At 47.8% G+C, this 21,556-nt stretch carries 12 protein-coding genes; 1 reads left to right on the forward strand and 11 read right to left on the reverse strand.

The features are described 5' to 3' along the window. Positions 1-636: 636 nt before the first annotated feature. Complete coding sequence (locus tag ACFVQB_RS07300) at positions 637-1,989, forward strand: molybdopterin-dependent oxidoreductase (protein ID WP_379436414.1); 1,353 nt, start codon at positions 637-639, stop codon at positions 1,987-1,989. 152 nt (positions 1,990-2,141) lie between these two features. Here the strand turns inward: ACFVQB_RS07300 and ligA are convergent, their stop codons facing one another. From ligA to ACFVQB_RS07355, 11 genes are all read right to left on the reverse strand, one after another. After that, positions 2,142-4,160, reverse strand: a complete 2,019-nt coding sequence (gene ligA, locus ACFVQB_RS07305) for an NAD-dependent DNA ligase LigA (RefSeq protein WP_379436416.1) — start codon at positions 4,158-4,160, stop codon at positions 2,142-2,144. A gap of 81 nt (positions 4,161-4,241) precedes the next feature. Then, positions 4,242-6,605: a DNA helicase PcrA gene (gene pcrA, locus ACFVQB_RS07310; protein WP_379436418.1), complete on the reverse strand. Its 2,364-nt coding sequence runs from the start codon at positions 6,603-6,605 to the stop codon at positions 4,242-4,244. A gap of 422 nt (positions 6,606-7,027) precedes the next feature. Further along, positions 7,028-7,714 carry a heptaprenylglyceryl phosphate synthase gene (gene pcrB, locus ACFVQB_RS07315; protein ID WP_379438042.1) on the reverse strand — a complete coding sequence of 229 codons (687 nt, stop codon included), beginning with the start codon at positions 7,712-7,714 and terminating at the stop codon, positions 7,028-7,030. Positions 7,715-7,999: 285 nt separating this feature from the next. Beyond that, on the reverse strand, positions 8,000-8,875 hold the full coding sequence (locus ACFVQB_RS07320) for a phosphatidylinositol-specific phospholipase C/glycerophosphodiester phosphodiesterase family protein (protein ID WP_379436421.1): 876 nt from the start codon (positions 8,873-8,875) through the stop codon (positions 8,000-8,002). 188 nt (positions 8,876-9,063) lie between these two features. Continuing rightward, complete coding sequence (gene rfbD / locus ACFVQB_RS07325) at positions 9,064-9,945, reverse strand: dTDP-4-dehydrorhamnose reductase (protein WP_379436424.1); 882 nt, start codon at positions 9,943-9,945, stop codon at positions 9,064-9,066. Further along, positions 9,942-10,967, reverse strand: a complete 1,026-nt coding sequence (gene rfbB / locus ACFVQB_RS07330) for a dTDP-glucose 4,6-dehydratase (protein WP_379436427.1) — start codon at positions 10,965-10,967, stop codon at positions 9,942-9,944. The genes rfbD and rfbB overlap by 4 nt, the downstream gene beginning before the upstream one ends. 55 nt (positions 10,968-11,022) lie before the next feature. Continuing rightward, positions 11,023-11,571, reverse strand: a complete 549-nt coding sequence (gene rfbC / locus ACFVQB_RS07335; protein WP_379436430.1) for a dTDP-4-dehydrorhamnose 3,5-epimerase — start codon at positions 11,569-11,571, stop codon at positions 11,023-11,025. A 182-nt stretch (positions 11,572-11,753) separates the two neighbouring features. Next, positions 11,754-12,632 carry a UTP--glucose-1-phosphate uridylyltransferase GalU gene (gene galU / locus ACFVQB_RS07340; RefSeq protein WP_053779572.1) on the reverse strand — a complete coding sequence of 293 codons (879 nt, stop codon included), beginning with the start codon at positions 12,630-12,632 and terminating at the stop codon, positions 11,754-11,756. 75 nt (positions 12,633-12,707) lie between these two features. After that, on the reverse strand, positions 12,708-16,328 hold the full coding sequence (locus tag ACFVQB_RS07345; RefSeq protein WP_379436434.1) for a DEAD/DEAH box helicase: 3,621 nt from the start codon (positions 16,326-16,328) through the stop codon (positions 12,708-12,710). Positions 16,329-16,552: 224 nt separating this feature from the next. Further along, the gene (locus ACFVQB_RS07350; RefSeq protein ID WP_379436437.1) at positions 16,553-19,066 is read right to left on the reverse strand and encodes a U32 family peptidase; all 2,514 of its coding nucleotides are present in this window, start codon (positions 19,064-19,066) and stop codon (positions 16,553-16,555) included. A 571-nt stretch (positions 19,067-19,637) separates the two neighbouring features. Further along, positions 19,638-21,536, reverse strand: coding sequence for a stalk domain-containing protein (locus ACFVQB_RS07355; protein WP_379436440.1), 1,899 nt, complete (start codon positions 21,534-21,536; stop codon positions 19,638-19,640). Positions 21,537-21,556: the final 20 nt, after the last annotated feature.

Below are 21,556 nucleotides of genomic sequence, written 5' to 3' on the forward strand. Positions count from 1 at the left end.
TGTATTAGGCATGCCGCCAGCGTTCGTCCTGAGCCAGGATCAAACTCTCCAATAAAGTATTGAAAAGAGCGATAAGCTCATTTTGAAACTGACGATTCATTATGAATCAAAAGTTACTATCCATTTGTTCAGTTTTCAAGGAACTTGTTGTCCGTTTGCGTTGATGCTTGTCAACCGGACAGGAATTTTATCTTATCATGTTGACTAACTAACTGTCAACTCTTTTTTTCGTCAGCGTTCAAAGCGTTTCGACAATCATTCGTTTGAGGCGACAAGAAATAATATATCATGATCTAATTCATTTGGCAAGCACTTTTTAACAACCTTTATATAAATACTTTATAATCCACATCGCCCGCTAACTGAGACTCCTCTCAACTACATCAATCGACAGGTGGTTATATGAATCCAGAAGGTGATGTGTTCACCCTTCCTTTTGATGCAAGTGATCCAAACGCTCTATAATAAGGTATATATAATATAGAATAAGGAATGAATATGATACTCCCGTTCAGGTAGTCAATGACACAATAATCAATGTCAATGATACCTAATTCAGAACCCGCTCTCTAAACACAATCGGCTTCATTTATATCAAAGATGCTCTGATCAATAACCTATATGGGGTGAACGCATATGAAGCAATGGCTGAAGAACATTCGAAAGGGTTATGGTAAAAAACTCGTTTCCATTCATGCCTGGAATGCCTGGATTGTTGTCATCCTCGCGGTAACAGGCCTTATGTTGGTTGATGGTTTCTGGCGCGAGTTACTCGGGATTGGACGCGTATGGTTAAAGTGGCTACATATTATCGTCGGGCTAGCTATGCTGGCACCAGTGGTGTATTACTTAATTTTGGCCGGAAAGCACTGGAAACAACTTCGTAATAGGCCATGGCAGAGAGCAAATACAATCGTTGTTCTTGCACTGCTGGTAGGGTGGCTTTTATCAGGTATTGTGTTATGGCAGTTCAAGCTCGCTGGGCCGAGATGGTCGAATGCCGCGCTTCTGGTTCATGATTTGCTGACTTGGGTTGGCCTGCCTTATATTATCTACCACTCCATCACGAGAACGAGATGGTTAAAAGATCCTGCACGCCGTGCAGTAAAAACAACGACAGTTGTAGCAGAGGGTAGAAATATGGTGCATCCAACTGATGCTCCTGATGAAAATACGACACCTGCAGCGGTAGTTTCTACCGAATCTATACGTACCACTAAGGAAAGTCCTCTCCATCAAGAAGAGAAACCTCAACCCGTGTATACACGGCGGGCATTTATTCGGTCTGCTGTAGGCGTGGGGCTAGCTGTGACTTTGGGGCCTACTTTTATATCATGGGTTGGACGGAACCTCAATATAGACAACAGTATTGATAGCATGCTGGAGAACGATCCCAATCACATGGTGCCCTTACCACAAGCATTGCCTGCTTCTTCACCGCCAGTGGGAGGCGGAGCAGAAGGTCATTTTCGCGTATATACGGTAACACCGATACCTTCCTTTTCCAATGCAAACTGGTCATTCCGGATCGATGGGCTCGTTGAACGGGCGCAAGTATGGAACTGGGAGCAGTTCGTGCAGCTTGCACGTACCGTTCAGGTCAGTGACTTTCATTGCGTTACAGGCTGGTCTGTATATAAGAACACCTGGGAAGGCATATCTCTTAAGCAACTATTGACCCAAGCCGGAGTAAAACCCGAAGCGCACAGCGTCAAGTTCTACTCCGGCGATGGTGTATATACGGACGCCATTACGATGGATCAGGCACAGATGGAGGATATTATGGTAGCTGTCATGCATGACGGCAAACCGATCCCGGCAGATCTGGGCGGTCCGGTACGATTGGTCATTCCCCAGATGTATGCCTATAAGTCCGTCAAGTGGCTGAATCGTATTGAACTGATTGACAGCGAACATATCGGTTACTGGGAAGAACGAGGATACGACAAGGATGCATGGCTTACTGGTGCTTCACAGACGCGTTCCTGATTTGAGTTACTGCCGATATACAGTTGAGTTTAAATAAATGTGCAAACAAAAGACCCCCGTTCCACTTATTCGTGGCACAGGGGTCTTTAAGTTATCTATTACTTGCTCGAGTAACACTGCGATCTAATCATAGTCTACTCCACATTCACGATCTATCCCTGTTGATTCAAAAGACGTACAAGTTCGTCCTCATCCTCAATGGTAGGAATGCCGAGATCATGAGCTTTGGTCAGTTTAGAGCCAGCCTTCTCTCCGGCGATAACAAGGTCTGTTTTTTTGGATACACTGCCCGTCACCTTCGCTCCAAGTGCTTCCAGTCGTTGTGTTGCCTCTTCCCGCGTGAGTTGATGCAGCGTTCCAGTCAGCACGACCGTTTTGCCACTGAAGAAGGAATCTTCCACAATCGCTGCTGGTGCCTCAGGCGCCTGAGCTTTCACGCCCAAATTCAGCATCTTCTCAATGGCCGCCTGTGTAAACGGGTCTGCAAAGAAAGTCACAATGCTCTCGGCCACAATGCCGCCTACATCTGGAAGTTCAACGAGTTCCTCTGCCGTTGCATTCATAATGGCATGCAGGTCGCGGTAATGGTCAGCCAGCATACGTGTAGTCGATTTACCTGTATTCGGAATACCCAGTGAATATAGGAACGAAGCGAGGTCACGATCCTTGCTCTGCTCCAGTGCAGCAATAAGGTTGTTTGCTTTCTTTTCACCAAACCGCTCCAGCTTCACCAAATCATCGAATTGCAATGTATACAGGTCAGCGGGCTCACGCACGTTCAATTCATCGTACAACTGAATCGCCGTTTTTTCGCTGAATGTCTCGATGTCCATTGCATCACGGGAAGCAAAATGAGAAATCCGGGCCACCGTCTGCGGTTTGCACGCCAGCTTGTTGTTACAGAACAAATGCGCTCCACGCTGTTCCAGCGGGAATCCACATGCCGGACATTGCTCAGGGAACACAATTTCCTCGCCGTCACTCTCTTCAGTCACTTTGCCCAAGATTTCAGGAATGACATCATTGGAACGACGGATAAAGACACGTGTACCCAAGGCAAACTTCAGATTTTTCCGCTCAATGTCGCCCACGTTATTCAATGTACAGTTCTGTACCGTCACTCCAGCTAGCTCAACCGGTTCAACTCGAGCAAGTGGAGTCACTTTGCCGGTACGACCCACATTCCAGACAACGGAGTTCAGAACGGTCGTGGTCTCTTCCGCCTCGAACTTGTACGCTACCGCCCAACGAGGGAATTTATCCGTGTAGCCCAGTGCCTCACGGGTACGCATGTCTGTGATTTTGATAACAGCTCCATCAATGAGATAGTCCAGCTGACCTCGGCTCTCCTGTATCGCTGCAAGCTGCTCCATCACATCATCAAACTCATGGAAATACGTAATGGATGGATTAACTTTGAATCGATTCTCACGGAGAAAGTCCATCATCTCCTGATGGTTGGCAAACTGAATATCATCCGAATAACCTACATTATAGAAATAGGCATTCAACCGCCGCTCAGCAGTAGTCTTTGGATTCAGGTTGCGCAGCGCTCCTGCCGCGGCATTCCGGGCATTTTTGAGCGGCTCTGCTGCCGTTTCATTATATCGATTCAATACAGACAGGTTCATGATGCCTTCACCCTGGACTTCAATCGTGCCGCCTGTATACGGTATTTTGAGGGGAACCGACTTAATCGTTCTAACCTGAGCCAAAATGCCCTCGCCTACGGTTCCGTTTCCCCGCGTAGAGGCTTGAACTAACTCACCGTTTGTGTACGTTAGATTCAGGGTCAAACCGTCAAACTTCAGTTCAATCACATAGCCGGGTTCGAGCAACGGATTGTCCGGATTTTTGGTGTTGTAGTCATTGACCAGCTTGAGCACACGAGTATTCCAGTTTCGCAGCTGCTCTATATTCTGGGCTTTGTCCAGACTCCACAATGGGGATAAATGGCGATGCGGTGTAAACCCTTTGAGCAGTTCACCACCCACACGCTGTGTCGGAGAATCGGGCAGAACCATGCCACTCTCCTGTTCCAGCGCAACCAGTTCATCGTACAGAAGATCATACTCCTTATCGCTGATCTGCGGCTGATCCATCGTGTAGTACTGATAATTATGCTGGTTCAGCTCGGTAACGAGTTGCTCCATCCGGTGCATCGGGTCCATACAGGGCCATCCCTCCGTTATTATAATTTGGATCTATGTAGAACGAGCGTCAGAGCAAGCTCTGCGTTCGTTCATGAATATCTATTCCACTTTGGTAATTGGAGCAAAGCCTGCAAGCAGACGTTTTAGGCCAACCGGGGCAGGGAATGCGATCTGAAGCTCTGTGTCATTACCTGTGCCTTTCACCCCAACAATGGTACCTGTTCCCCATTTGCCGTGTTGTACTTTATCTCCGGCTTTGAATCCGTCAGAACCAGCTCCGGCAGCGACCGGTTTAGATGCCGACGACGGGGCAGGCGTGCTGGATGTGCTGGACGACGTACTCATGGTAACCCGTGAGGAAGTAACTGACGAAGCGGAAGAACCGCTTTGGCTTTGACGATCAAACAGCTTGCTTGCTCCGCCACCAAAGTTGCTCCCTCCACTGGCACCAAGTCCACGACCACCATATGATCCTCCTGCGCTGCTACCACGACGGTAGCGGTCACGAGCGATTGAAGTATCTTCTTTTAGCTCATCTGGAATTTCATCCAGGAAGCGTGAAGGCGGGTTCGCCGTTGTGCGTCCGAACAAGGTACGCATTTGCGCGCAAGACAGGAAGAGTTGTTCTTCCGCACGCGTAATGCCCACATAAGCCAGTCTGCGTTCTTCCTCCAGCTCCTCGTTATCCATAAAGGCGCGGCTGTGCGGGAAAACTCCTTCCTCCATACCAACGATAAAGACGACAGGGAATTCCAGACCTTTGGCACTGTGCATCGTCATCAGGGTAACTGCATCACTCTGATCCTCTTCATCATCGTTCATGCTGTCGATATCCGCAATTAATGCAAGATCGGTGAGGAACGAAACGAGCGTTTTGTCTTCATTATTTTTCTCAAATTCCATGGTAACGGACAGGAACTCATCAATGTTCTCCAATCGTGCACGGGATTCGAGTGTGTTTTCATTTTGCATCTCTAGTCGGTACTGGCTCATCTCGAGAATCTTCTCGGTCAGTTCGGTCACAGAAAGATATTCAACCATCTGATGCAGTGCGGCGATCATGTCATAGAACTCCACCAGCGCATTCCGCGTTCGACCGGCAAAACCAAGATCGTCGACGACCTGAAGTACACGGAATATTGAAATCCCCCGTTCTCCTGCCGCAGCTGCCAGCTTCGCTACCGTTGTATCACCAATGCTGCGTTTTGGTACATTAATAATCCGGGTAAGACTGATGTCATCGTCAGGGTTGGAAAGCAGACGCAGATACGCCAGAATGTCCTTGATCTCTTTACGATCATAGAACTTGATGCCGCCAACGATCTGATACGGAATATCAGACTTGATCAGAATTTCCTCTATAACCCGGGACTGAGCGTTTGTACGATACAAAATGGCATGATTCTGATAGGATTTGCCGTTCTTCACGTTTTTACTAATCTCGGAGGTTACAAAGTATCCCTCATCATGTTCGGAATCCGCACGGTACACCTTGATCTTTGAGCCACCCTCTTTGTCCGTCCACAGTTTCTTCGGTTTGCGCCCAGTATTCAGGCCGATTACCTCATTTGCTGCATTCAGGATATTCGAAGTGGAACGATAGTTTTGCTCCAGCAAAATCGTACTTGCTTCAGGGTAGTCTTTCTCAAAATTCAGGATGTTGCTGATATCCGCTCCACGCCAGCGATAGATCGATTGGTCACTATCCCCTACAACGCAGATGCGGTGGTGACTATCAGCGAGCATGCGGCAAAGCATGTACTGCGCACGGTTGGTATCCTGGTACTCATCCACGTGAATGTACTGAAATTTCTTTTGGTAAAAGTCGAGAACTTCCGGTACCTCTTTGAAAAGTTGAATGGTCGCCATAATAAGGTCGTCGAAGTCGAGCGAGTTGTTGGCTCTGAGCCGTTTCTGGTACATCTTATATACCTTCGCCACAATGCCTTCGAAATAATCAGCAGCCTGCTTCTCATATTGCTCCGGACTGATCAATTCATTCTTCGCGGTGCTCATCATCGATTGAACGGCTTTTGGTTCAAATTTCTTGGTGTCGATGTTCTGGTCTTTCATACAACTACGAATGACAGATAATTGATCAGATGAGTCCAAAATGCTGAAATTAGAGGTGAAGCCGATGCGTTCTATGTCACGGCGCAGAATACGCACGCACATGGAGTGGAACGTCGATACCCAAATGTCACGACCCTGAGAGCCACCAACCAGTTGGGATACCCGATCTTGCATCTCGCGTGCCGCTTTGTTCGTAAACGTAATAGCCAAAATGCCCCACGGGGGTGCTTTCCGTGTTGCAATAAGATAGGCAATCCGGTGTGTGAGCACCCGGGTCTTTCCACTGCCCGCTCCAGCCATTATCAACAGCGGTCCATCCGTCGCCTCGACGGCTTGCCGTTGAGGGGTGTTAAGCCGTGCAACGGCATCATGTATATTTACAGGTTGCATGCATGCATGCTCCTTTCGTTGGTTGAAATCGATATAAGTTGTACTAAGGGTTACACTCGTCACTACGATGACAGAATAATCTTCCGATCGCCGTTATTCCCGGATTTTTCGAGCTACTTTTTCAAAGTGAAAATCCGGTAATAAATGCGAGCACTTCGTTTTTCCAGCTTATTTCTGTCCTCTTCGTTCTCGTGTAAAAATTAGTTTAGCTTATATTTAAGGGTAGTTGAAATTACAATTGAACTGCAATTACTATCTTTCAGTTGTTGAAAGAGAGAACGCTCCGCTTCTTCAGATTGGTCCTGCTGTCTCCGTTGTAGTGTAAACAACATTACGTTTATACAACTTGTTTAATTAGTAAGGTCAAAGTTCTATTTTAACAGATCAGGAGGGGAAATTGGGGGAATGGTAAACTAAACCGATTAAACGGATTGTTTCACAGCTTGGACCGTCTCCAGCGCCTTGTGCAAATCACTGTACACAATGTTTCCAACCACAACGGTGTCTGCGACCTGAGCGGCTTGTCCAGCTTTCTCCGGACTATCAATCCCGCCGCCATAGATGAGATGCGCCTTGGTGAGTTGTCTGTGCGTCTCTCCAACCAGCTCCATGTCTCCAAATGTTCCGCTGTACTCCATGTATACGATAGGCAGGTTAAGCAAACGTTCCGCAGCCTGGGCGTAAGCAACCGCAGCATCAGTCGTCAACTCCGTATCCGCTCCGGTCATTCGGGCAACAGTGGAGTCGGCATTAAGGACAATATAACCTTCTGCAATAACTAGGTCCCATGGTATTAGATAACCGTAACGCTCGATGGCTTGCTGGTGCTGTCCAATCATCCATTTGCTATCCGTTGCATTCAGCACCATCGGAATCAGATATCCGTCAAAACCGGGCACAACTGCCTCCAGATCAGATACTTCAAGCACACAGGGCAGCTCGTAGCGACGTACTCTGGACATCAGGTCCACCGTGTTGTCATAGGTAATTCCCGAAGACCCGCCAACAATAATGGCATCGGTTCCCGACATGCAGATCAGGTCGAGTGCTTCATCCGTTATTTCCCGGTCAGGGTCTAGCTTAAATACATGTCTCCACTGCTTAATCATGTCTATCAACGAACATTCCTCCAGAGGTTCTTCTGCATCCTAAAAAGCTTGTAAACTAAGTCTAAGTCAGCAGGGAGTGAGTGTCAATGTTCGTATAAAAAGGGGAACAAAAAATCACAGACTTTTCCCTGGAATTGCAGGAGAAGCCTGTAATTTTAAAAGCTAGGGATGAGATGCAATAGAATTTAAGTCAGCGCCTGGTGCCAATACGAACACCCATATAATGAATAGAGCTCCAACGTCTCAAGTAGAGACCCTGCATCCCTTTGAATCATAATTTAATACTCACGGCTTCCAGGCAAAACGTGTGTTCATTTCATCCAGTTCCTGCTCGGTCAATACATCCGAATACACACCATACACGCCCCATTTCTCATAGTTCGCTACCTGGTCGGTGTCATTAATGGTATGCACGTAGGTGACGGCTCCTGCCTGCTTCAGCTTGGCAACGAAATTCTGGTTTACTTTATATTCCGGCATGGTTACGGCATCGATATCATTCTTTTGTACAAAATCAACAACTTGGGCTTCCGTATCCTGCGTAGCGTAAAGTGTATAGATAATAGAAGGAAACGCGTAGATTTCTTTCACGGTTTCGAGCATCGGCTCGTTATAGATCTGAACGACAACCCGATTAAGAATTGTAGGGTCATGTTTCTTTGCTGCGTCCACGAGTGATTTCAGCACCTGCTGAATATCTTCGTCCTTCTGTTCTTTTGTATCGGTTACGATATACATATCCGGGTACTTGGCCAATACATCCATAATGCCGTCAGCGTCCATGGGTTGGTACATGCCCAGAATGGGCGTATTCATAAATTCATCATGTGTCAGCGCACCAGCCTGTTTGTCTTCGGGTAACTCCTCGTCCTGTCCAAGCATTTTGCTCATGTTGGCGGTCCATTCATGTCTGGCTACTGCTTTGCGGTCCGAAGTCAGCATAAAGTCAATCTCAAACACACGTGTGCCCTTCTCATAATTGGCAATCATCGCCTCATAGGCGTTGGTGTAAGGCTGCTCACGGATACTTCCCATCGCATGGGCAATCAGTCGATAGGCCGTAAACCCATCGTGCTGCTCCTCACTTTGACTGTCATAGGCAAAAAAGAGTGTGCCCACGGTTACGATAAGTAGTGTAATGACGGCGGCAATTCGTTTCATATGGCGTTCACATCCTTAGTAGGGTGGTAGGAAAGAAAAAGAGTATGATGATCATGATATGACGAAGCATGTGCGCTTTTTCCTTTTTGATAGCTAACTACCCTGATTGGAGAGGTGTAAAACAAAAAGCCGCCCGAAGGCGGCTGTTAAATCTAGGGATGCAGTATTTCGGATGGATAAAAAGCCATCTATTCGGTTTGTTGTACACTCAATTCATTCAGAAATGCGATCAAAGCTTCTCGCCAAGCTCTCATGGGTGGCAGACCGTTTGTACGAATAGCGAGATGATCCATTACGGAATATTGAGGTCGAGGAGCAGGACGTGGGAATTGCTCGGTGGTACAAGGCTCGAGAACAGCACTCTGTTTGAATCCGGATTGCTTGGCTGCTTCTTCCGCAATGGCCTGTGCAAATTCATACCAGGTGCATGTTCCAGAATTAGAGGCATGGTAGATGCCATATTTTTCAGTTAATGAAAGGTTACTCACGAGTCTGGCTAAATCCACAGTATATGTGGGCGACCCTTGTTGATCATGAACCACCTGAAGTCGGGGACGCTTCTCCAGAAGATCCAGCATGGTTTTGACAAAATTACTGCCGTGTACTCCAAATACCCATGATGTTCGTATAATAAACCATCGCGTGCAGAGACTCTCGACCAGTCTCTCTCCAGCAAGCTTTGACTTGCCATACACAGTCTGCGGATTCGTTAGATCAAATTCCTGATAAGGTCTCGTTGCGGTGCCATCAAATACATAATCGGTACTAATATAAATCAGTTTGGCTTTCACTTTCTCTGCAGCAACTACTATATTTCTAGTGCCTGTTACATTGACTGTGTACGCCATATCCTCATCTGTCTCGGCCAGATCAACGGCTGTATAGGCAGCACAATGAACTATGATGTGAGGCCGGAAAGCGTTAATGGTTTCTCTGCATTGCTGTTGGTCGGTAATGTCCAATTGATCCCTGTCACAGGCCATAACATCATGACCACCTGCTTGAAATATCTTTACAACATCGTATCCGAGCTGTCCCGCAGCCCCTGTCACCATCACTCTATACTTCATTCTGTAGGATCACCCATTCGATCACCATACTGAAGTCTTACATAATCTTGATACGTACCTGATTGAATTCGTGTCCACCATTCCTGATGGTTCAGATACCACTGGATGGTTTCCTTAATCCCTGTCTCAAAATTGTGCACGGGCTTCCAGCCAAGCTCAGTATGCAATTTGGTCGGGTCAATTCCATAACGTCGGTCGTGGCCCAGTCGATCCTGTACATATTGAATCAAACTTGAAGGTTTGCCCAGTTGTTCTAGAATCTTTTCAACAATATATATATTGGTACGTTCATTATTTCCCCCGATGTTATATATCTCTCCAATCTTGCCATTATGAATGACCAGATCGATAGCACTACAGTGATCTTCCACATAGAGCCAATCACGAATATTAAGCCCATCGCCATAGACAGGAATAGTCTTATCATTTAATGCACGAGATATAATAAGCGGTATAAGCTTTTCCGGAAATTGGAAAGGTCCATAATTGTTCGAACAACGTGTAATATTTACAGGTAAACCAAAGGTTTCATGATACGCTCTTACAAGCAAATCCCCACCCGCTTTACTGGCAGAGTAAGGACTGTTCGGCATCAAAGGCGTCTCTTCTGTAAACAAACCTGTTGGACCAAGTGAGCCATATACTTCATCCGTAGACACCTGAACATATTTGGTAACCTGATATTTCTTCGCCGCATCCAGCAACACCTGAGTTCCGAGTACATTGGTGCGCACAAAAATATCCGGGAACAGAATGCTGCGATCCACATGAGACTCAGCCGCAAAATTGACGATTACATCGATCCCTTGGGAGATAATTTGTTCCATCTGCTGAACGTCAGTGATATCCGCTCGGATAAACGTATATTGAGAATTCGATTCTACGGATTGCAAATTCTCAAGGTTGCCCGCATACGTTAAGGAATCCACGTTAACAATTTCATAATCAGGATGCTCACGAAGCATATACATCACAAAGTTGCTGCCAATGAATCCAGCCCCTCCAGTAACGAGCAGTTTCATGTTATCTCTCTCCTTCTGCCCCCAGATACTGTACGATCCGAGAAGCCTGTTTTAGTTAGCCAAAATTCAGTTCCGCCCCTTGAAGTAAAGGGTGCTTCTGGTCTTTCTCGGAGAGAATGGGATCCGACACAGGCCAATCAATTCCGAGCGCTGGATCGTTCCACAAAATACCCCGGTCATGTTCAGGCGAATAGTATGCATCCACCTTGTATGTCACCTGTGTATGGGGCACCAGTGTACAGAATCCATGAGCGAAACCTTGGGGGACAAGCAACTGCCGCTGATTATACTCACTGAGAATGACACTTTTCCACTGTCCAAAGGTTGGTGACGAGGTACGAATATCTACAATAACATCATAGATGGCTCCGGATATAACTCTGACCAACTTGGTCTGTGCACTGGGCTGAAGCTGGTAATGAAGTCCGCGAAGAACCCCAGCTTCGGCGGACAGGGATTGATTGTCCTGAACAAACACATGATGTATACCATTTTCATACAGAACACGCTCATTATAACTTTCCATGAAATATCCCCGATGATCGCCATAAACCTTAGGTTCCAATATAGCTGCGCCATCCATAAACAGCGGAATCACCTTCATGTTATCCCTCCGTTATTGCTATTAACAGCATTTCTTCATATTAATCTATGTATATGTAAAGCATCGGGCAAGTGATCGTTCATTGGCCTGGTTAAATCATGATATTTCAATACGTTGTTCCATAAAATAATCAAAACCCAGCCGTGTTTAACTTTCGGCTGGGTTTAATAATAGCGACTTCTCTATTTGTTCTGTACAATCTGCTCCAAATACTTCAACAAATCCTCCCGCAAATCCGGGCGCTGAAGGGCATAATGAATCGTGGTTTCAATAAAACCAAGTTTCTCCCCAACATCATGACGCAGGCCGTCAAAGTGATAGGCGAGAATCTGTCGTTGGTCGTTCAGACGGGACAAGGCATCCGTTAACTGGATTTCTCCACCCACGCCAGCAGACTGCTGACCAAGGATATCGAAGATATCCGGCGTCAGAATATAACGTCCCATAATAGCCAGATTGGAAGGTGATTCTTCCGTCTTCGGCTTCTCGATCAAACGACGCGCGCGGTACACACGATCTTCGGTGCGAGAGACCAATTCCCCGTCCACAATCCCGTAACGTGACACTTCGCTCCAATCAACTGGCTGTACACCTACGATCGGAGATTGCAATTCATCATAGACTTCGATCATCTGCTGAAGACAAGGATGATTGGACTCTACAATGTCATCCCCCAGCAGGACGGCAAATGGTTCATTTCCGATAAACTTGCGGGCACACCAGATGGCGTGTCCAAGACCCTTCGGTTCCTTTTGACGAATATAATGGATGTCTGCCATCTCGGAGGGCTTGCGAACCTCATTCAGCAGATCCCACTTCTGTTTACCAGCCAGGTTCTGCTCCAGCTCGAATGAATAGTCAAAATGATCCTCGATGGCCCGTTTACCTTTACCTGTTACGATAATGATATCCTCAATGCCTGAAGCCACAGCTTCTTCAATAATGTACTGAATCGTCGGCTTATCGACGATTGGCAGCATTTCCTTGGGCATCGCCTTCGTGGCAGGCAAGAACCGGGTACCGAGCCCGGCTGCTGGAATAATTGCTTTACGGATGCGCATGCTGAGCCCACTCCTTTGCTAGAGTCATAATTTAATATATTTAATGATGGCAGACTCCAATATGATTGGACTTCATTATACCATCAACAGCTCCCGAATATCCTGCTCGGATAAAGTAGTTGATCCCCCATCTCCGGGTTCAATGACTTCGGCAATCAAATCTTTTTTGCGCTGCTGCAACTCCAAAATCTTCTCTTCAATTGTTCCTTCCGTAACGAGGCGGATAACCTGTACGACTTGTTTCTGCCCCATACGATGGGCACGTCCGATGGCCTGTTCTTCCACGGCGGGATTCCACCACAAATCATATAAAATAACAGTATCTGCACCCGTTAAATTCAATCCGGTACCGCCAGCCTTCAAGGAGATCAGGAACAGCTCAGCTTCACCTTCGTTGAATCTGCGGCACATTTCTACCCGACTCTGGGCAGGTGTCTGACCATCCAGATAGAACAAATCTCTCCCCTGTGCAGCGAGCGTCTGTCGAATCAGATTCAGCATGCTAGCGAACTGGGAGAAGATGAGGATCCGCTTGCCAGCAGCCAGACAATCCTGGATCGTCTCCAGCAGCTGTTCCATTTTCCCGGAATCCCCTTGATAACCCTCCACAAAGAGAGCCGGATGACAGCACAACTGGCGCAGGCGTGTAATACCAGCAAGTATTTTAATACGGTTCTTCTGAAAACCGTTCTCTTCCATATCCTTGGATGTCTCATCTTGAAGCTGTGACAGGTACGCGGCATACAGTTTCTTCTGTTCGTCCTTCAGCTCGGAGCGCTGAACGGTTTCAATACGATCCGGCAGTTCTTCCAGCACATCTTTCTTCAGACGGCGGAGAATAAACGGACGGACCATTCGCGCAATGCGCTCAGGAGGCAGATCCCGGAATCTGCGATAGCTTGGGAACAAGCCCGGGAATACGGCTTCAAAGATCGACCATAACTCATCCAGTGAGTTCTCCACGGGTGTTCCTGTGAGAGCGAAGCGACGTGGTGCCTGAATCTGTTTAACAGCATGAGCTGTCTGGGAAGAAGAATTCTTGATCGCTTGGGCTTCATCCAAAATAAGCGTATGAAACGTTCTTCCGAGATATGTGTCCAGATCACGACGCAATAGCGGGTAGGAAGTCACAATAACATCTGCGTCATCCATACCTGCGAGCATACTTGCACGTTCGTCTTTTTGACCCGCTGCAATCAGAACTCGCAAATGCGGCGCAAATCGGGCAAATTCATTCGCCCAGTTGTATGTTAAAGAAGCTGGTGCAACGACGAGTACTGGAGGATGAGCAGTATGTTGGTCCAACAGTCCGACCTGTACTTCATCTGGGATGTTACTCCCGAAAGTTCCCTCATCGACAGTCTGACTCGCATCATCAAGACTGCTATTGTGCTGTTGCGGCTTTTCTTTCAGTTCTGCCGCGATATAGGCAATACTTTGCAGTGTTTTACCAAGTCCCATATCATCCGCCAGTATACCGCCAAATCGGTAAAATGCGAGTGTACGCAGCCACTGATATCCACTGGCCTGATAATCACGCAGCACAGGAGCAAGCGCATCCGGCAATGCAAAATCCATCCGCTCGGGGTCACGAAGATCATCCAGGAAACGTTTCAGGGAACCGCCCCACTTCACATGTCCCGAAACCTCGTCCCGGCCAGGAAGCTGCAACGCTCGAACTGCTGGCAGCCGAATATGGCTGTCCTTGATATCGCCCGACGCAAGTCCAAGCGAGTCCGCCATGTGTGCGAAGCTGTCCGCCCCTTCATTTTCGAGAGAGACAAACACACCGCTGCGCAAGCGGAAATACGGTTTCTTTTCCACAATGCTGCGCATAATCGCCTGAAGCTCCTGCTCGTCTACACCTTCCATCTCGAATGAGATCTCCAGCCAATCCAAGCCTTTGCCCAGATCTGCCCGAACTTTCGGCGGTGTCGGATAGGATTGCACCATGGCCTTCACCGCATTCGGGATATAGATATCCACCTGCTTCTCAAGCTCCGGCAGCAGATGATACATCACATCGTATATCGCATCTTCTCGTTCACTTGCCCATACACTACCATCCCGTTCCAGGAAAGAGCGATCTAGTCGGTCGATCAGATTACGCTCCGCATGACGGTCACGTACCAAAATCACCTTTTTCTCTTCCTCATCGATCAAATACTCGGCCAGCGGATTAATCACCATTACACCATAATCAAACTCCAGACGCGCGGTAATCCGTTCCCGGTAGAAATCGATATACAACTTTGGCGCAAGCTCCGGCTCTGCGATACGTTCTCTCACCTGGGAGTCGATGGACAGATGTCCAAGTGTACGTAGTTCCGGCACTACATGCTGCACAAATTCATCTACCTGTTGAGCAGAAATATCGATACTTTCCTTAATTCCATAAGAAGTGAGCGCTCTGCTCAAATCCTCCAGACTTCGCATCTGCATCGGCTCCAACATATGCAATTGCCCTTCCACCACGGCAGCATCATATGCTGGAAGAAGAATCAGCTCACGCAGTCCGGAGATTTCAAGCTGATAACCTTCATTAGTCCCCTGCGCAATACGGTAAAATAAAGGCAGTGCCCCCTCGCCCAAAGTGAGCGGTCCATTCGCTAACCCTGTTCCCTCCATCCGGCTATCTGCCTGAAGCAGCAAATCCAGTAGAGGCTTCCAAACCAGAGGAGCAATCAATATATCTCTTCCGTCTGAAGCTCCCAAGTAACCCGAGATGGATTCGCGGTATGCTTCCTCACTTTGCCTCATCCGAATAAGCATAGACAGGATCGCCTGATCCTGGGGACTAAAATAATGTATCGAAGGATCGTAGAAAAACAGCTTGGTAAACGACATCGGTTCACCATTCTCAATGCAGTTCAGGAATTGTTTCACTTTCTGAACTACATACAGGCGTTTATTTCCTACCTTCAGTTCAAGCGCGAGTTTGGCTCCGCCTTTGTGAACCTGCACAAGCTTGCATATAAATTGGAGCTGCAGCTCCTCCCGCAATGAAGACCGGGTTACAGGCGCAGTGTATTTACGATCATTTGCATGTAAGGGGCTGCGTTCTTTGGCAAACATGGAAAGAATCTGATCCGCTGTGCGGTACGAAGGTTTATCTGCTGATCTTCCCCATCCAGGGGCCGAGCTTGGACGACCAGCTTGAGCGAAATGTACGGACGGACGATCCAAATCCGAATGGTCATCAAGCTTGGAATTGGAAGGCAAAGGCCCCGCTGTAAAGGCGTGAGCAGATGAGGTCGAATGTGACCCCACATTCAATACTGAGTTGGTATTTGGAATTGAGTTTGGGCGCTCCCACTCATTCTCCTCCACCAGCGTTCCTACTCTGGAGCTGGAGCCACGATCAGGTTTAGACACCGGCTTGGACGATGTTTGAGGGCCCGTGTCGCGCTGTTCTCCCCATTCATGGACCGCCAGTAAAACGGCAGCCACATGTTTGCAATAGTCATAATATCTCCCATCGCCCGGACAACTGCATCCGGCAACAACCTCACCTGCATCATCCAGATCAACCGTTACTTTGTATCGTTCTGTACCTCGAACCACAGCTTCGTAATGACGTTCATCCTGACTGGCGACCAGATTGGTCACCCTGCCAGATTGGTTATACGCTTCTCCCCGTTTGAATGCCGTGACCCCGCACAGCAATTTGATATCCATCATCGTGAATGGCGCCACGGTCCTTCGCCTCCTATATCATGATGTTGTAGTTTTCTCGCAAAAATTTATAAATTTCACACACCGATACAAACTTTTCTCTGACAAACAAGATACCACATATGAATCTGATCTCGGTATAGTTCAAGTCTCTTTTATAGAAAAAACCCCAAGAGCTCCGTAAAGCAGAGATTGGGGTTGCTTCATACTTCATGCCTGTTGCTGTTTGTTCCGGTTTCGATCTATTATTTCACCAGTTGACCACGCGTTACGCCAAGCTGGTTCGTTGCTTTCAGTGTTTTCCAAACTTGTGTACCACTGATCTCGCCACGCAGAGCACGGTTATACAGATCAATAACCTCGCGCACCTGCTCTGGAGTTTCCTCCAGGAATTCCACACGGTAGCGGGATACACCTAAATCCATAAAGTTGGTCAAATATTCTGCACCGGATTGTTCCACTGCATTATACACGGTATTACGGCAGCCTTCGTCCACACGTACCGGATGGGACATGCCGATCCGGTCTTGCAAGGAAGCCCGGTGATCTTCACATGGACGTCCACAGTTCGTAAAGTCCGTTCCTTCACTCATAAACGTACAGTACACACAGTGCTCGGTATGGAACATCGGCAGATGCTGGTGAATAACGACTTCCGTCTGATTTGTACGGGAGTGTCCCAGCAAATCAACCATTTGCTGAATGTTCAGGTCATAAGAAGGCGTAATCCAGTCACAACCTGCTTCCAGGAACAGTTCCACTGCTTTGTGATTGGCAATGTTGAGTGAGAAGTCACCGATCAATTCCGGGTGCTTCGCATCTGGATTCTCCATCCGATGGCGCAAGTAGAAGTACAGTGCACCCGTATTACGTACAAGCACAGCATCCGGCTGCAAACGCAGGATGTTGTTGTGATACCCGTTCTCGCCAGGCATATGAATGCGTGGTGTCGCCAACGCAATCTTGCGACCTGCGGCGCGAACAGCTTCCACTGCTGCCGGGAACTGCTTGATAAACTCGAAGTCGGCGTAGATCATGCCGACACCTGCTTCCAGCGCTGCCTCCACTTGTGGCAGGCTGCGGCAGAGCGCGGTCAGCTCCGCATGACCGCGAGCAACTGGCGATGCCGGTTTAACCGCATCGCCGTAGACTTCCACCGCCCGTTTCACGTAGACGGGCGGTTTAGGGCGCTCGCCCGCGAGTTGTTCCACCGCCTGACGGCGAATGTTATTCAACTCGCGCATCGGAATGATGACGTCACCATGCAGGTTGACGTCCAACTCTTCCAGCTGGAACACAGTGCCGCCCAGACGTCCGAATTGCTCTTCGAGCAGTTCGTGCGTCATTGGACGCTTCTGGGCAATATCCAGTTCCATCTCGGAATTCACACGGACCGTCGTGCCCTTCTGCACGTCCGTCCACCATGTGCTAAGCGGCTGCCCTGGGCTGCCGATGACTTTTACGTTTACCGGGAAGATGCGATAAGGCTTCTCGGTTTCAAAGCTCTGACGCAGACGTTTATCCAATGCCGGATCATTCGTTTTCCATACTTTGTCGCCAACGTTCACGCGGCGCAGGTCCACGTCACTACGGCCTGGTACGACGTCCACGATCCAGCCTTCCTCCGCTTCGCCTTCAAGCTTCACGCCTTTGCGACGTACATCGTAGACACGTCCGCCTTCTTCCTTCTTCGTCGGATCTCCGGCATCAAATACGATTCCGTCTCCACGTTTCACTGGTGCATCGAGCTTCAGGACGACACCATCACGCAATACTTGGTCTACACGACCCAGATAGACACCACGGCTTTTCGGGAACGTACCGTCAACCAGTTGTTTATTGTTCGTTCCGTCCAGAAAACCATGCGTGAATCCACGAGAAAAGCTCTGCTGCAATTCACGAACTTCTTCTTTACTCGGCGGAGTGTTATCTCCATCAAAATAACGGTCGATCGCTTTACGGTATTTACTAACTACGTTCGCCACGTATTCCGGCGTTTTGAGACGTCCTTCGATTTTGAAGGAAGTTACGCCCGCTTCGATCAGTTCCGGCATCAAGTCAATCGCAGCCAGATCCTTCGGAGACAGCAGATACGCTACATCGCCCATCGGTTTATGCTCGCCATCCACCATCAGGTCGTACGGCAGACGACAAGCCTGTGCACATTCCCCACGGTTGGCGGAGCGTCCGCCCCACATTTCAGAAGTCAGACATTGCCCGGAATAGGACACACACAATGCACCGTGAACAAATACTTCCATCGGCAACTTCGCCTGTTCTCCGATCTTCTGAATCTGCTTCAGGTTGTTCTCCCGTCCAAGCACGACACGTTCCATATCAAACGGCTTCGTAAACTCCACCGCTTCCGGTGACGTAATCGTCATTTGGGTTGAACCGTGAATCGGGAAATCCGGCGAGATCTCGCGGATCATTTTGACGAGACCCAAATCCTGTACAATTACGGCGTCCACACCTGCATCGACACAAGCGTCGATCAGTTCTTTGGCATCCGTCAATTCATTTTCAAAAATCAATATATTAAAGGTCAAAAAACCTTTTACGCCATAACTGTGCAAAAACGCCATAATCTCCGGAAGTTCGTCCATACGGAAATTGTTCGCCCGTGCCCGTGCATTAAATTTTTCGACTCCGAAGAAAATCGCATCCGCACCGTTCGCTACCGCCGAACGCATACAGTCCCAGTCACCTGCGGGTGCCAGAAGCTCAACGTCTTCTCTTCGTATTGTTGCTGTTTTCATGTGTATCCTCCCCATAACCGGCATAGCCGGATTTCATCCCTATACCCTGTAAGCTAAATCCTGTTCCTTGATTCCATAAAGCCTGCATTGTCACTGTATCGCTATATCTATACATTATGTCTGTATTGCCTGATTCCCAAGCCTACAGTCATTCTTATTTTTCAGAACAGCAGTCATAACTCCTGAACTAGTATAGTGTACCACTTCTGCAACGACTCTTCTACGCTTTCCTGAAAAAACCGTTTACCATTTTCATTTCCATCTCCGCACCTATAGATGCACACTACATACATTGATCTAAAAAATATTACACTTGGCACTCCGAGAACAGAACAACCTTCCGATCACTGTTATCCCCAGATTTTTTTGATTCCTTTATAAAGGTGAAAATCCGGGGGATAAAGGCGAACGCTTCGCTTCTTCAGGTTATTTCTGTCCTCTCCGTTCCAGTGTAAATGTTTGGTTCAATTTACATAGACCACTCCAGTTGCAGTATCTATATAAAAAATAAAAAACCGGAAGGTTTTGTGACCCTCCGGCAACATGCATCTCTGCTATTTCAGCCTTTGCATTATTTGATAAAAGTAAATGAGTTCACGGCTTTTTCCAGCGCTGCTGCCTGGACTTCCGTCTTGTTGGCGTCATTCAGCCCGCTCGTAATGGTATACGTCGTTCCGTTCTGTTCAAATACGATCTGTCGTCCGGTATACGGCACACCATTATCCACTTCATGATAGATGAAGGAAAACGCAGGTACACCCGCAAACGTCAACTCCTCACTGCTAAGCAATTTGAAGTTTTTACGCGTTTTGGTTGCTTCCGCATACGCCTCTCTAAGTTGACTGACGGTCATTTCAATGGATTTGTCCTCACTCGCGGCAATAGAGAATTGACCACCTGTGAAGGTATACACGACAGGAGAATACTCAAATCGATCATTGTATGGCGTCCAGTAACGCGGAATATCAACACTGTAATGATAACGTTTGGACGTTCGTGTCACGGCTTTTGTTTTATCCGTCAAATACGGGTCTTCATCCAGCTGTCCGAAATTATCAGATACGGTATCAAAATCAATCTCAACACTCTTCATGATACTCTTAAACCATTCACGGTCCTTTGTCTGCTCTTCAGGGAACGTATACTCTGCATAATAACGATAGCCATTTTTTTGCAAAAGAACATCGAACTCCGTCTGCCATCCATCGCCAAAGTTATAACGGAACTCATTCACCTCGGCAGTCTCGCCTGATACATCCATCGTATACGAACCTATCGGCTCATAACTTTCCGTCGTGAACGTCTCACGCATCCACTTGTCCAGTTGGCCGCTCCACTCTTTGACCGTCGCACCTTTCGGTGCAGATGTAACACGCAGTTGCAGATATGCACCATCCTTGGCTTCGTATATCATCTGGGTGTTGTCCATGGACCAGCCTGCTGGAATCTTCAGTTCAATGCCATAATCGTCATTCCAGGTAGAACGCATACCCTCATCCACGGTTGAAAGATCCTTGATTGTACGATCCGATTGAACGTAAGTAGGCTGGAATGAATTGAGCAGCGCTGCACGTTTGCTCAGATCCTTGTAATTCAGAGCTCCATAATCCGCGAGGTATACGTCATATTGGCGACCATCATTGATATATTGGCGCATTTCCCATAACACCCCATCCGCATCTTTAACCACAATCCGGGCATAAGGTGTCTTCCCTTTGGCAATCGATTCCCGATCGAGCACTGTATCTCCGTTCTCTTTCGCTTCCTGAACAAGTTGTTGCAACAAATCATCCGAATCCAGATTCACATCCTGGTCACTCACATACACTTCAAGATAATAACTGCTGTCCTCCGAGCCAAAAGTCATCATACGCTCCTGCTCACCCGTTTGCAGAATCATGAGGTCTGATGGATAATTAATGGACCAGCCGTAATAACTGTTACCAATTCTCGTTTTGCCTTCATCCAGATTAATGCCGCCCTCGTCGTCATCCGTCGATTCATCCGTTTGCAATAAACGAATGACCATTTCTCCTGAGCTGCTTGGGGCAAGTGTAGCGCCAATCCCCGCAGCTACCGGGCGGAGTGGTACCATGAGCACCCCATTCACCATTTTTGGGGCTGCGCCCATCTCCTTTTTGACTCCATCCACCCAGGCAATCGAACTGCCAATCGTTAAGGTGACAGTATGCGGACCTTCCTTAACTTTAACCACATCATTCTTCTCCAGTCGGATCTCGCTGCCAAAAGCCTTCTTGAATACACCGACAGGAACCATCGTAACCCCTTTGAATTTATATGGTTTGGCGATTGCCTGCTTGCTACCGTTGATGTAGGCGCTCGTACTACCTGCTGTGATCCGCAGCTCACTTGTCGTAAGATCGGATGCCCACGCAGGCAATGTCGCTCCAATGCTCAGCATCCCGGCTAACACACCCGTGCTTAGCACACGTAAAAATGATTTTTTCATTCCGTTCATTCGTCCTCTCT

Source organism: Paenibacillus sp. NPDC057886 (genome assembly GCF_042796655.1).
Lineage (GTDB): Bacteria > Bacillota > Bacilli > Paenibacillales > Paenibacillaceae > Paenibacillus.